Annotated in this window: 11 protein-coding genes; 3 read left to right on the forward strand and 8 right to left on the reverse strand. The window is 72.0% G+C overall.

The window, feature by feature from the left end; genetic code table 11:
* Positions 1-212: 212 nt before the first annotated feature.
* The gene (gene uvrA, locus ACGFH8_RS04035; RefSeq protein ID WP_393363021.1) at positions 213-3,158 is read right to left on the reverse strand and encodes an excinuclease ABC subunit UvrA; all 2,946 of its coding nucleotides are present in this window, start codon (positions 3,156-3,158) and stop codon (positions 213-215) included.
* Between the two features lie 165 nt (positions 3,159-3,323).
* Entirely contained in the window at positions 3,324-4,394 is a 1,071-nt protein-coding gene (rsgA, locus tag ACGFH8_RS04040; protein WP_393363024.1) for a ribosome small subunit-dependent GTPase A, read from the reverse strand.
* 178 nt (positions 4,395-4,572) lie between these two features.
* On the opposite strand from rsgA, the gene ACGFH8_RS04045 reads away from it, so the two are divergent.
* Positions 4,573-5,289 (forward strand): maleylpyruvate isomerase family mycothiol-dependent enzyme, encoded by a 717-nt coding sequence (locus ACGFH8_RS04045; RefSeq protein WP_393363026.1) that lies wholly within the window; start codon positions 4,573-4,575, stop codon positions 5,287-5,289.
* A 7-nt stretch (positions 5,290-5,296) separates the two neighbouring features.
* A complete protein-coding gene (locus ACGFH8_RS04050) occupies positions 5,297-5,950 on the forward strand; it encodes an MBL fold metallo-hydrolase (RefSeq protein ID WP_393363029.1) in 654 nt (217 codons plus the stop codon).
* Between the two features lie 199 nt (positions 5,951-6,149).
* On the opposite strand, the gene ACGFH8_RS04055 is transcribed toward ACGFH8_RS04050, so the two are convergent.
* Positions 6,150-6,758: a DedA family protein gene (locus ACGFH8_RS04055; RefSeq protein ID WP_393363032.1), complete on the reverse strand. Its 609-nt coding sequence runs from the start codon at positions 6,756-6,758 to the stop codon at positions 6,150-6,152.
* Between the two features lie 102 nt (positions 6,759-6,860).
* The gene (locus ACGFH8_RS04060) at positions 6,861-7,544 is read right to left on the reverse strand and encodes a class I SAM-dependent methyltransferase (protein WP_393363034.1); all 684 of its coding nucleotides are present in this window, start codon (positions 7,542-7,544) and stop codon (positions 6,861-6,863) included.
* A gap of 193 nt (positions 7,545-7,737) precedes the next feature.
* Between ACGFH8_RS04060 and ACGFH8_RS04065 the strand changes: the two genes are divergently transcribed.
* The gene (locus ACGFH8_RS04065; RefSeq protein WP_007462771.1) at positions 7,738-7,941 is read left to right on the forward strand and encodes a cold-shock protein; all 204 of its coding nucleotides are present in this window, start codon (positions 7,738-7,740) and stop codon (positions 7,939-7,941) included.
* A gap of 48 nt (positions 7,942-7,989) precedes the next feature.
* Here the strand turns inward: ACGFH8_RS04065 and ACGFH8_RS04070 are convergent, their stop codons facing one another.
* The 4 genes from ACGFH8_RS04070 to ACGFH8_RS04085 all read right to left on the reverse strand — a co-directional run bounded on the left by ACGFH8_RS04070 (position 7,990) and on the right by ACGFH8_RS04085 (position 12,678).
* Entirely contained in the window at positions 7,990-9,270 is a 1,281-nt protein-coding gene (locus ACGFH8_RS04070; protein ID WP_393363036.1) for an MFS transporter, read from the reverse strand.
* The gene (locus ACGFH8_RS04075) at positions 9,267-9,842 is read right to left on the reverse strand and encodes an ArsR/SmtB family transcription factor (RefSeq protein WP_393363039.1); all 576 of its coding nucleotides are present in this window, start codon (positions 9,840-9,842) and stop codon (positions 9,267-9,269) included. The genes ACGFH8_RS04070 and ACGFH8_RS04075 overlap by 4 nt, the downstream gene beginning before the upstream one ends.
* Positions 9,843-9,953: 111 nt before the next feature.
* Positions 9,954-10,835, reverse strand: coding sequence for a hypothetical protein (locus ACGFH8_RS04080; RefSeq protein ID WP_393363042.1), 882 nt, complete (start codon positions 10,833-10,835; stop codon positions 9,954-9,956).
* A 160-nt stretch (positions 10,836-10,995) separates the two neighbouring features.
* Positions 10,996-12,678 carry a CocE/NonD family hydrolase gene (locus tag ACGFH8_RS04085; RefSeq protein ID WP_393363045.1) on the reverse strand — a complete coding sequence of 561 codons (1,683 nt, stop codon included), beginning with the start codon at positions 12,676-12,678 and terminating at the stop codon, positions 10,996-10,998.
* Position 12,679 lies beyond the last annotated feature (1 nt).

Raw genomic sequence — 12,679 nt, forward strand, 5'->3', positions numbered from 1 at the left:
CGCGACACCAGTCGGGGAATCGCCGCCGACCCGACCGGACGCCCCGCACCGGAGTCCGGCCGGTCCCGACCGGACCCAGACCGCACGAACCCAGCGGGTCGCAGCGAGCCGCGAACGACCGGCCGGACCGGGCCCGGCCGGGCCGCACGAACCGGCCGGACCGGGCCGGCCGGTTCGCACGAAGCCGATCAGGCGCTGTCAGGAGGTAACTGTCAGCGTGCGGCGGCGGGCACCTTGCGGCTCGCCCTCGCCTTGGTGACACCGTTGGCCTTGGCCGCGCGGGTGGTGGCGGCGGCCGCACCCTTGGCCTTGCCGTCGAGCTTGAGCACCTGGCGCAGGAACTCGCCGGTGTGGCTCTCGGCGACCTCGGCGACCTCCTCGGGGGTGCCCGTGGCGAGAACGGTGCCGCCCCGGTGGCCCCCCTCCGGACCCATGTCGATCAACCAGTCGGCCGTCTTGATCACGTCGAGGTTGTGCTCGATGGTGATCACCGTGTTGCCCTTGTCGACAAGCCCTTCCAGCACCATCAGCAGCTTGCGGATGTCTTCGAAGTGCAGACCGGTGGTCGGCTCGTCGAGCACGTAGACCGTCCGTCCGGTGGAGCGCTTCTGCAGCTCGGACGCGAGCTTGACCCGCTGCGCCTCGCCGCCGGAGAGGGTGGGCGCGGGCTGGCCGAGGCGTACGTAGCCCAGGCCGACGTCGACAAGGGTCTTGAGGTGCCGGTGGATGGCCGGGATGGCGGAGAAGAACTCGGCGGCTTCCTCGATCGGCATCTCCAGCACGTCCGAGACGGTCTTGCCCTTGTAGTGCACCTCCAGGGTCTCCCGGTTGTACCGGGCGCCCTTGCAGACCTCGCAGGGGACGTACACGTCGGGCAGGAAGTTCATCTCGATCTTGATGGTGCCGTCGCCGGAGCAGGCCTCGCAGCGCCCGCCCTTGACGTTGAAGGAGAACCGACCCGGGCCGTACCCGCGTACCTTCGCCTCGGTGGTCTCGGCGAAGAGCTTGCGGACGTGGTCCCAGACCCCGGTGTAGGTGGCCGGGTTGGAGCGCGGCGTCCGGCCGATCGGCGACTGGTCCACGCCGACGACCTTGTCCACGTGCTCCAGCCCGGAGACCCGGGTGTGCCGGCCGGGCACCAGCCGGGCGCCGTTGATCTGGTTGGCCAGCACCGCGTACAGGATGTCGTTGACAAGCGTCGACTTGCCCGAACCACTCACCCCGGTGACCGCGATCAGCTGGCCCAGCGGGAACGGGACGGTCAGGTTGCGCAGGTTGTGCTCCCGCGCGCCGTGCACCACAAGCTCCCGACCGGGATCCTGCGGGCGGCGTGTCGACGGCGTCGGGATCGACCGACGCCCGGACAGGTACGCCCCGGTGATCGACTCCTTGTTCTTCAGCAGCGCGGGGACCGAGCCGCTGTGCACGATCTTGCCGCCGTGCTCGCCCGCGCCGGGCCCGATGTCGACGATCCAGTCCGCGACGCGGATGGTGTCCTCGTCGTGCTCCACCACGATCAGCGTGTTGCCCAGGCCGCGCAGTCGGATCAGGGTCTCGATCAACCGGTGGTTGTCGCGCTGGTGCAGCCCGATCGACGGCTCGTCGAGCACGTAGAGCACGCCGACCAGGCCGGAGCCGATCTGGGTGGCCAGCCGGATGCGCTGCGCCTCGCCGCCGGACAGCGTGCCGGCCGGCCGGTCCAGGGAGAGGTAGTCCAGGCCGACGTCGAGCAGGAACCGCAGCCGGGCGTTGATCTCCTTGAGGACCCGCTCGGCGATCAGCTTCTGCCGGTCGGTCAGCTCGATGCCGGCGAGCAGGTCGGCGCACTCCCCCACGGACAGGTTGCAGACCTCGGCGATGCTCCTGCCGGCCAGGGTGACCGCGAGCACCTCGGGCTTGAGTCGAGCGCCGCCGCAGGCCGCGCACGGCACGTCGCGCATGTAGCCCTCGTACTTGTCGCGGGACCACTCGGACTCGGTGTCGGAGTGCCGGCGCTCGATCCACTGCACCACGCCCTCGAAGCCGGTGTAGTAGGAGCGCTCACGGCCATACTTGTTGCGGTAGCGCACGTGCACCTGGTCGTCGGAGCCGTGCAGGATCGTCTTCTGCGCCCGCGCCGGCAGCGCCCGCCACGGGGTGTCGACGTCGAAGTGCTGGGCCTCGCCGAGCGCCTCCAGCAGGCGCAGGAAGTATTCCAGGTTGTGCCCGGTGGACCAGGGCTGGATGGCGCCCTCGCGCAGGCTGCGCTCCGGGTCGGGGACCAGCAGCTCCGGGTCGACCTCCTTCTTGGTGCCCAGGCCGGTGCACTCCGGGCAGGCGCCGTAGGGCGCGTTGAAGGAGAAGACCCGGGGCTCGAGATCCTCGATGGCCAGCGGGTGGTCGTTGGGGCAGGCCAGGTGCTCGGAGTAGCGGCGCTCCCGGTCCGGGTCGTTCTCCGGCAGGTCGACGAAGTCGAGCAGCACCAGGCCGCTGGACAGGCCCAGGGCCGCCTCGACCGAGTCGGTCAGCCGCTGCTTGGCGCTCGCCTTGACGGTGAGGCGGTCGATCACCACCTCGATCGTGTGCTTCTCCTGCTTCTTGAGCTTCGGCGGCTCGGTCAGCGGGTGCACCACGCCGTCGACGCGGGCCCGGGCGTAGCCCTTGGCCTGCAACTCGGCGAAGAGGTCGACGTACTCGCCCTTGCGACCACGGATGACGGGCGCGAGCACCATGAACTTGGTGCCCTCGGCCATCGCGAGGACCCGGTCGACGATCTGCTGAGGGCTCTGCCGGGAGATGCGCTCGCCACAGACCGGGCAGTGCGGCTCGCCGATGCGGGCGTAGAGCAGGCGCAGGTAGTCGTAGACCTCGGTGATGGTGCCGACGGTCGATCGCGGGTTGCGCGAGGTGGACTTCTGGTCGATGGAGACGGCGGGGCTCAGGCCCTCGATGAAGTCGACGTCTGGCTTGTCCATCTGGCCGAGGAACTGCCTGGCGTACGACGAGAGCGACTCGACGTAGCGGCGCTGCCCCTCGGCGAAGATCGTGTCGAAGGCCAGGCTCGACTTGCCCGACCCGGACAGCCCGGTGAACACGATGAGTGCGTCCCGGGGCAGGTCGAGACTGACGTCACGCAGGTTGTGCTCGCGCGCGCCACGGATGATCAGTCGGTCGGCCACGGTGCGTGTACTCCCGGGAGAAGACGAAGCGAAGGATCTGTCCCGCTCTGGGATGATCTGAGCGGTCGTGCGGGCGCGGAAATCACGCCTCGGCAACTCTAGCCCCGAGGTATGACAGTTTCCCCCGCCCGCACATTCCCCCAGCTCAGCCCGGTCGGCCGCCGGTCAGAACCCGCCCGGCGTCGGAGGCCGGGCGGCCCGTCGCCGGGCCGAGCGCCACCCACCGCGCCGTTCCGCCGCCACCCGCGCCTCCCGCCGTCGGCTCTCCTGGGCCACCTCGCCCTGCAGCCGCCGCCAACTCTCCCACCGGCGGGTGGGCAGCTCGCCGGTCTGCAGCGCCTCGCGGACCGCGCAGGCGGGCTCGCCGTCGTGGCCGCAGTCGGCGTACCGGCAGCCCTCGGCCAGCCCGGCGATATCCGCGAACGCCCGGTCGAGCCCGACCGCGCCGTCCAGCAGGCCCACCGCGCGCACCCCGGGCGTGTCGATCACGGCGCCGCCGCCGGGGATCGGCACGAGCGCCCGCCAGGTGGTGGTGTGCCGACCCTTGCCGTCCACGCGTCGGATCGTCTGTGTGGGCATCATCACCGCCCCGACCAGCGCGTTGACCAGGCTCGACTTGCCAGCCCCGGAGGGCCCGAGCAGGCCGAGCGTGCGGCCGGGCGTCACTTCGGCGCGCAGCGGGTCCAGTCCGACCCCGCGTTCGGCGCTGACCGGCAGCACCGGCACCCCGGGGGCGACCGCGGCCAGCTGGCGGGCCAGCGCGGCCGGGTCGGCCGCGAGGTCGGCCTTCGTCAGCACGACGAGTGGCCGGGCGCCGGACTCGTGGGCCAGGGCCAGCAGTCGCTCGATGCGGCCCACGTCCGGCTCGGGGTGCACCGGCTCCACCACGGCGGCCGTGTCCAGGTTGGCGGCCAGCACCTGGCCGCTGGCGTCCTTGCCGGCGGTACGGCGGATCAGCGCGCCCCGCCGCGGTAGTACCGCCTCCACGGTGACGCGGCGGTCCGGCCAGGTGGTGAGCAGCACCCAGTCTCCGGCGCAGGGCAGCGCCGACGGGTCCCGGACGGCGGTGGCCAGGACCGCGCCGCCCAGGCTGGCGCGGACCGGGCCGGCAGCCGTGAGCACCGTGCAGACCCCCCGGTCGACCCGGGCCACCCGGCCCGGGTGGTGCTCGCCGCGTCGTGCGGCGTACGTTTCCCGATCGGCATCCCAGCCGAGCGCGGTCAGATCGATCGTCATGGCATCCTCATCGGTGTCGGAGCAGGTGATGGCGGAACACGCGTGCCACGTCCGGCATGATCACCACCTCCGTCCGATGTCCCGGTGCCGCGTCTGCCGCTGACGGTAGGTCGCGCGCCGACGCGCCGAAAGCGATTTCCCCGGCGACGGCGCGGCGGCGGACCGCTAGGGTCGACGGGTGACCACGGATCCGCTCCTGTTGATGGGCGAGGTGGACGCGGCCACCAGCCGACTCCTGCGTACCGCAGCGTCCTTCGACGTCGCGGACCTGGCCGCCGCCTCGCTGCTGCCGGGCTGGACGCGCGGCCACGTGCTGGCGCATCTGGCCCGCAACGCCGACGGCTTCGTCAACCTGCTCACGGCGGCCCGCACCGGCGAGGCACTGCCGATGTACGCCTCGCTCGCGGCCCGCACCACCGACATCGAGACCGGCGCGGACCGCCCGCCCGCCGAGCACCTGGACGATCTACGGCGCACCGCCGACCTGTTCGCCGAGGCGGTCGCGGCGATGCCCGCGCAGGCCTGGGCGGCGACGGTGCAGGCCCGCAGGGGCCCGTGGCCGGCCGCGCTGCTCGTGTGGGGTCGGCTGCGCGAGATCGAGGTGCACCACCTCGACCTGGCCGCCGACTACCGACCCGCGCACTGGTCGGAGACGTTCGCCCACCGGCTGCTGCGCGAGGCGGCCAGCCATCACTCCACGGGTCCGACACCGCCGTCGTTGGTGCTACGCCCGGACGGCAGCGGGCACGAGGTGGTGATCGGGGACCGCGTCGACGCCCCGGTCGTCGCCGGCCCCGTGCCCGACCTCGCCGCCTGGCTGATCGGCCGTGCCGACGGCGGCTCGCTCTCCGTCACTCCCGACGGCCCCCTGCCTACTCCACCGGAATGGATCTAGAAAAGTCATGACTTATAGCGGAGACGTCACCCACGGCGGCCCGCCGGCCGTACGCGAGCTGGACGGGCTGACCATCAGCAAGCTGTCGGTGGGTCCGATGGACAACAACGCGTACCTGCTGCGCTGCACGGGCACCGGTGACCAGGTGCTGATCGACGCCGCCAACGAGGCGCCCCGGCTCCTGGAGCTGATCGGCGACGGTGGGCTCACCGCCGTGGTGACGACCCACCAGCACATGGACCACTGGGTGGCCCTGGAGGAGGTCGTCGCCAAGACCGGCGCGCGGGCCCTGGTGCACGCCGACGACGCGGACGGGCTGCCGATCGAGGCGGAACGTCTCGCCGACGGCGACACCGTGCCGGTCGGCGACTGCGCGCTGGAGGTCATCCACATCAAGGGGCACACCCCGGGGTCGATCGCCCTGCTCTACCGCGACCCGGCGGGCACCCCGCACCTTTGGACCGGTGACAGTCTTTTCCCAGGTGGTGTGGGAAACACGGAGCAGGACCCGGAGCGCTTCGCCGCTCTGATCGGCGACGTCGAGCACAAGCTGTTCGACAAGCTCCCGGACGACACCTGGTTCTACCCCGGCCACGGCAGGGACAGCACCCTGGGAGCGGAACGCCCAGCCCTCCCCCAATGGAAAGCAAGAGGCTGGTAACCAACCACACAGGGAACCAAACGCTGACCGTTCACCCTGAAGATCTCTCAACCCTCGGCGGACGCGGCACGACCGGACGGAACGGAACCCCGACGGGGGCGGGGCCTGCCGTGCCCGGCGCAGGGATCAAGCCTGACCGCCCGGAGCCGGGCACGGCAGGCCCCGCCCCCACACCGCAACCACCGACCCAGAAGAACCCTCAACCAGCAACAACGAACAACCGCCGCCGCGCCCCCAACAGCACGACGGAAGCCAGCACCATCCCGACCCCCATGGTCACCAGCAGCGGGCTGGGCTGCCCCGGCAGCAGCCCGGCCAGCGATCGGGATGCCGTGCCCAGCGCGAGGTAGAGACCGGCCCAGGCGGCGGCGCCGAGCGTCGCGCAGCCGAGGAATCGCCGGTACGACATCCGCAGCCCGCCGGCGGCCAGCGGAAGCAGCGCGTTGAACACGGGCAGGAACGGCGCGACGATCATCATCCGGCCGCCACCGCGACGCAGGATCCCCTCCGCGGCCGACCAGCGCGGCTCACCGATCCAGCCGCCGATCCGGCTGTGTCGCAGCCGCTCGGCGTAGCGGCGGCCGATCAGGAAGCTCAGCGACCAGCCGGCCAGGCAGCCGACCAGTACCGCGGTGAAGGTCGCCAGCCCGGTGGTCGGGCGGCCCACCCCGACGGCGGCCAGGATCGCCACGTCGCCGGGGATCAGGACACCCAGCAGGGGTACGGCGTCGAAGAGCATGACGAGGCCGAGCGCACCCATCAGCAGCAGAACGGGTAGTTCGCCGATTTGTGCCAGCCATTGCGTCATGCCTCGTACGCTATGGCCGCCGGACCACTTCGGACATCCGGTTCCAGCCCCCAGGCCCCCCTGGTATCGGTCTCGGGGTCGTCCCTGAGGCGGTGTCCGCGCTCAGACGGGTCGCAGCACCTGCACCCGGCGCAACGACGAGTCGACCGAGGGTTCGGTGGTGGGTACCGGATAGTCGGCGAGGACCGTCAGGCGGTCCGCCGGTAGGTGCCCTCGGCCGGGGTCACCGACCAGCACGTCGGCGCCCCGGGCGGCGGCCCTCTGCAGGAAGGGCAGCATCTTCTCGGCCATCGCGCGGTCGTAGAAGACGTCTCCGGCGACCACCAGGTCGGCCTCCGCGTCGGTGCCGTCGAGCAGGTCGTCCCCGGTGACGTCGACGTCGACCCGGTTGGCCCGCGCGTTGAGGGTGACGGCGGCGACGGCGTACGGGTCGATGTCGTTGGCGACCACCTCCGCGGCGCCGGCGAGCGCGGCGGCGATGGCCACCAGTCCCGAGCCGGCGGCGAGGTCGAGGACCCGACGTCCGGCGGCCAGCTCGGGGTGGTCCAGGAGGTGCCGGGCCAGGGCCTGGCCGCCGGCCCAGGCGGACGCCCAGTACGGCGCCGGCAGGGCGTGCCCGGCGGCTGCCTCCATCCGAGCCCAGAAGACGATCGCGTCCTCGGCCAGGTACAGCCGCACCTCGGGGACGAACGGGGTGGGCACCAACCGGAGCCGGTCCAGGCCGGCGCCGGGCGCGTCGATCTCGCGCTCCAGCTCGGTCAGCACGTCGGCTGCGGCACCCCTCATCGGCGCAAGCATGCCCCAGCGGCGGGTGGTCGGGGCAGGTTTCACGTGCCGGCGCGCAGAGTTCACCCGAGTTCACACGAAGACCTACGGCACTTCGGCCAGCGGATTGGGGTTTCGCCCGTTACTGTCGGACAGGTACGGGCGATCATCGGCCAGAGGCCGAGGGTCAGCCGCTTTGAACAGGGAGAGATGCATGGCAACCGGCACGGTTAAGTGGTTCAACTCGGAAAAGGGCTTCGGTTTCATCGAGCAGGACGGTGGAGGGCCGGACGTGTTCGTCCACTACTCCGCCATCGCCTCGAGCGGCTACCGGGAGCTCAACGAGGGCCAGAAGGTCGAGTTCGAGGTGACCCAGGGGCAGAAGGGTCCGCAGGCGGACAACGTCCGCCCGATGTAGCTCCGTGCCGGTGACGGCGGCCGGTCTCCGGCCGCCGTCGCAGCGCACTCAAGACGCCGCCGGGGCGGCGGGCAGGTCCCGCCGCCTCCGGATCGGTCCGATCAACAGAATCAACGGGGTGACCGCCAACCAGGCGGTCATCACGACAATTGCCGTCGCGACGCCGTAGCGCGCGCCGAGGGCTCCGGCGAGCACTGCCGCGAGCGGGATCGTGCCGTAGTTGAGCAGGTGCATGCTCACCGTCACCCGGCCGAGCAGGTGGTGCGGCGTGTAGGTCTGCCGGAAGGCGCCCTTGACGACGTTGCCGATGGCCACCCCCAGGCCGATCAACAGGCCGCCGAGGGCTGGCCAGGCCAAGCCGATGCCGGGTGTGCCGAGCGGGATGAGCAGGGCTGGCGGGCCGGTGAACACCCCGGCGATCAGCAGTGCCCGCGCGGTGCCACAGCGCCGGCCCAGCGTGGTGGCGAGCAACGCCCCGATGATCCCTCCGGCGCTCATCACGGCGATCAGGACGCCCACCAGACCCGGTTCGAGACGCAACTCACGGACCAGGAAGACCACGAGGACGGCCTGGTAGCCGGTCAGCCCGATGTTGCTGGCCGCGCCGAAGACCGTCAGCACCCGCAGGTACGGGTCCCGGGCGACGAAACGCAGCCCTTCGGCGATGTCGCGGCGCAGTGAGCGGGACCGGTCCTCCCGGCGTGCGCGTGGTTCGACGGTGCGGATCCGCAGGAGGCACACCGCGGAGACCAGGAAGCTGATCGCGTCCAGCAGCAGCGCGGTGACCGCACCGATGAGCTGGGCGATCAGACCTGCGACGCCGGGTCCGACGACATAGCTCGCGGTCTGGGTGGCGTGCAGCTTCGCGTTGCCCTCCGGCAGTTGCTCGGGTCGCAGCAGCACCGGGAGGTACACCTGGTCGGCGGTTTCGAAGAAGACCCGGGCGACGCCGGCGCTGAGCGCCACCACCAGCAGGTGCGTCACGGTGAGCCGGTCGAGTGCGGCGGCGAGCGGCACGGTGAGGAACAGCAGCGCGCGGAACAGATCGCAGGCCACCATCACGGGTCGGCGGGGCAGCCGGTCCACCCAGGCGCCGGCGGGCAGGCCGATCAGCAGCCAGGGCAGCCAGGCCGCGGCGGTGAGCACCGCCACCTGGAAGGTGCCGGCGTCCAGGACGGCGACCGCGACCAGGGGCAACGCGACTGTGGTGACGTTGCTGCCGATGCTGCTGACCGTCTGGCCGGTCCAGAGCAGCCGGAAGTCCCGGTGCCGCAGCAGGCCACCGGCCTGGCGGACGGGGGTCGGGTGGCTGCGGGTGGTGGCGGTCACGGTCGCGCCGGCACGCCGTGGACGAACACGAAGACCGGTCGGCGCTCGGCGTGGTCGTCGGGCAGGTCCCGGTTGGCCCAGCGGGAGAGGATGCCGATCATCTCGCGGCTCAGCTCGGCCAGTTCCTCGGGCGTGAGGCGCAGCCAGTGGTCCGTGGAGAACGCGGCGTCGTGCCAGGATGCCTGCTCAGCCTCGTCGGCGGCGTGCCAGGCTCGGGCCAGGGCGACGTGCCGGTCGAGGTTGAGCGAGGTGGCGGCGTCGGCGACCGCTCGGGCGGCCGGGTCGGCGTCGAAGTCGGTGTTGGACCAGCGCACTCCTCGGGTGACGAGCCGCCACCACCGCTCCCGCCGGTCGCGGGCCAGCTCGGGAGCCTCGGTGACCAGGTTCGCGGCGGCGAGGACCTTGAGGTGGTGGCTGACGTTCGCCGGCGCCTGGTCGGTGCGCTCGGCGAGCAGGCCGACGGTCGAGGGCCCGTGCACCTTGAGCACGTCCATCAGCCGGCGACGCAGCGGGTGGGCCAGGGCGGCCAGCACCCGCGAGTCGGTGACGTGGCGTACGTCGGGGGTCTCCATACCGCCACCATGGCATCCGCAACAGCCGTTGCGCAACGGTTATTGCTCAACAGATGTTGCGGATGGGGGTGCGGAGAGGGGCGACCCGGCGGCTACGGACCGCCCCTCCGCTCAGGCGACCATCCGGCGGGACAGCTCGTCGGCGACCTGTTTGGCGACGGTGGGCGGAATGGCCGCGGCGATCTTCTCCGGCGTCAGCCCGGCCAGGGCGCCCTCGATGATCGCCGTCTCATCGGTGAAGTCCTTCGCGGCCAGTGCGTTCAGCGTGCTCTGCAGGGCGGTGAGCTGTTTCGTCATCGCCTGCAGGTTCCAGTTGCCGGCCACCGGGGCGCCGGTGTCGTCCCGACCCTCCGCCATCCGGGTGTAGATCTGGCCGATCGGGTTTCGGCCGTCCAGCACGGTGAGGTTCGTGTGGACCGTGGCCAGCCAGTTGTGCTCTTCGGGGGTCATGTCGTCGTCCTCCAGGAGTCCGATGGAACTGAGGTAGCGGCGGAACAACGGCCGTTGGTCGCGACCCGCCTTGATGGCGTCACGGAAGAAGCTGAAGTGGGTGTGCCAGCGGTGCGAGCTGTCGCCGGTGCTGCGCTTGCCGAGGCGGTCCCACCGCTTCACGGTCGAACCGTCGGGGCTGTAGATGATCTCGCGGAGGTCCCGGGTGTCGGCGGCGTTCGCGACGCACTGGGCCACGCACCAGAGCGAGAAACTCCTCATGGTGTGCGTACGGCCAGCGGAGCGGACCTCGAACTGGCCGACGTCCAGCGCCGCCGCGTCCAGGGTCAGTCCGGCTCGGTCCCGGGGTGACTCGACGACCGAATAGTCGTTCGTGACCACCCGGTCCGAGCCGCAGTGATAGCCGCCGCGGTGGTCCGGGTCGCCGACGATGCCAACCTCGTCCGGCTCCAGGTCGGCGGCGCGGACAGTCTTCGGGTCGACGTTCAGGTGGGTGAGGAGAAGGCTTCGGACGGCCAATAGGTTTGCCGGGGCCCGTGTCATGGGGTCCCCCTCTCGGATAGGGCGGGGACCGGGTACGACGTCACACCGCGTACGCGGTGTTGGGCTTCGGGCGATCCCGGTCGGCTTGCTGCACGGCACCGGGCGGTACACCAACCATAGCCCGCATTATCGATGAATGCCCAGCTCAGGAGGGTTCTTTTTAGATTGAGGGTGCCGTCGGGGCTGAGTGGACGATCGGCAACAGCAGCGCCGACGGGTGAGCGGGGTCGTGGAGCACCTGCCGCCAACCGGCACGCAGCGTCACCGCCGTACCGAGCGGTTCCCCGGTGCCGGGGTTGCGCGCCCACCGGGGATGGGCGCCACCGGCGATCTGCACCCGCAGCCGGTGCCCGGTGGCGAACCGGTACGCGGTCGGCCAGAGCGCCACCGGGACCCGCCGCACCCCGGACGGGTCGGCGGGGAAGCGTTCGGGGGTCACCCGCACCAGACCGTCGCACACGTTCCACGAGCGACCGCGGCGGTCCACGTCGCACAGCCGCACGAAGACGTCCAGGTACGGCAGCTCACCACGGACGTGGATCTCGGCGCGTACCGGACCGATCACCTCGATCGGGCCGGCCAGCGGGGCGCTGGTGTAGGTCAGCACGTCGGGGCGGGCTTCGACCTGCCGATTGTCCACCGGGCCGGCTTGCTTGGCGACCAGCAGCGGCCCACCCACCGACGGGGTGGGGTCGGCCGGGTCGTACCGGAACTCGTCCGGCGTCGACGCGAGCGGCGGGCGGACCGCCAGCTCACCTCCCGGATGCAGGTGCCAGGCCGTCTCGACAGTCGAAGGTGGCCAGTCCGGCAGGTCCCGCCAGCCGCCGCCGGGCCCACCCACGTGCAACCGGACCGGGGCGGCCCCGACCCGGCGCGCCCGCCGGCCGGCCGGTGGCGCCGCCGTCAGGTGCTCGTCCAGCCAGGCCAACCCCTCCCGCAGGGCGGCTACGAACAGCCCCGGGCTGCCGTGTGTCCAGGGGCCGACGACGAGGCGTGGCCGCGTGCCGGCGGCGCGCAGCGTGGCGTAGTCGTCGAGTTGGGCGGGCAGGAAGATGTCGTGCCAACCGCTGACCAGGACCACCGGCGCCCGCACCCGGGCCACCCGGTCGGCGAAGACGCGCTCGCGCCAGTACGCCGCCTCCGGGGTGTGGTGGCGCAGCCACTCCTGGAAGAACGGGATGGTCACGCCGGTGGCCACCCGGTCGGCGTCCGCGAGCGGCAGGTGCGCCAGCGCGGCGGCCAGCCGGGGCTGGCCCCGCTTGAGTTCCCACTGGCGGGCCAGCCATCCGACGTTCTGCGCGTGCAGCAGCTCCGCCCAGGTCAGCACGGTGTCCAGGGCGAAGGACTCCCCCGCGTACGTCGAGTCCCGGGTGGCCGAGGCGGTCACCACCGCGACCATCGCGCGCAGCTCGGCACCGGCGTCGGCGGCCAGCGCCCACTGCGCGAAGCCCTGGTAGCTGACCCCGAACATGCCGAGCTGGCCGGACCACCAGGGCTGGCGACGCAGCCAGTCCAGGGTGTCCACTCCGTCGTCGCGCTCGTGCACGAGCGGTGCGAAGGTGCCACCGGACCCTCCGGTGCCCCGGCAGTCCTGGATCACCGCGTGCCGACCCCGCGCGGCGAGCAGCCGGCCGAGCAGCCGCAGTGGTCCGCCCCGCCCGTACGGGGTGCGGATCAGCACGGTCGGCGCGCCGCGCACCGCCGCGGCGTAGTGGTCGGTACGCAGCACCACACCGTCGCGGGTGCGGACCGGGATGTCGCGGGTGACCCGTACCGGGCCGGGACGGGTCGGCGACAACCGCAGCGCGACGGCCGCGAGGCGGGTGACCAGCCGGGCCGGCACG

Source organism: Micromonospora sp. NPDC049175, from assembly GCF_043197345.1.
Lineage (GTDB): Bacteria > Actinomycetota > Actinomycetes > Mycobacteriales > Micromonosporaceae > Micromonospora.

Bases quoted from the DNA above. Each gene is read 5' to 3' on its own strand.
- rsgA (WP_393363024.1), bottom strand. From the start codon at position 4,394: ATGACGATCGATCTGACCGCGCTCGGCTGGGATGCCGATCGGGAAACG.
- ACGFH8_RS04055 (WP_393363032.1), bottom strand. From the start codon at position 6,758: ATGACGCAATGGCTGGCACAAATCGGCGAACTACCCGTTCTGCTGCTG.
- ACGFH8_RS04075 (WP_393363039.1), bottom strand. From the start codon at position 9,842: ATGGAGACCCCCGACGTACGCCACGTCACCGACTCGCGGGTGCTGGCC.
- ACGFH8_RS04050 (WP_393363029.1), top strand. From the start codon at position 5,297: ATGACTTATAGCGGAGACGTCACCCACGGCGGCCCGCCGGCCGTACGC.
- ACGFH8_RS04060 (WP_393363034.1), bottom strand. From the start codon at position 7,544: ATGAGGGGTGCCGCAGCCGACGTGCTGACCGAGCTGGAGCGCGAGATC.
- ACGFH8_RS04065 (WP_007462771.1), top strand. From the start codon at position 7,738: ATGGCAACCGGCACGGTTAAGTGGTTCAACTCGGAAAAGGGCTTCGGT.
- ACGFH8_RS04080 (WP_393363042.1), bottom strand. From the start codon at position 10,835: ATGACACGGGCCCCGGCAAACCTATTGGCCGTCCGAAGCCTTCTCCTC.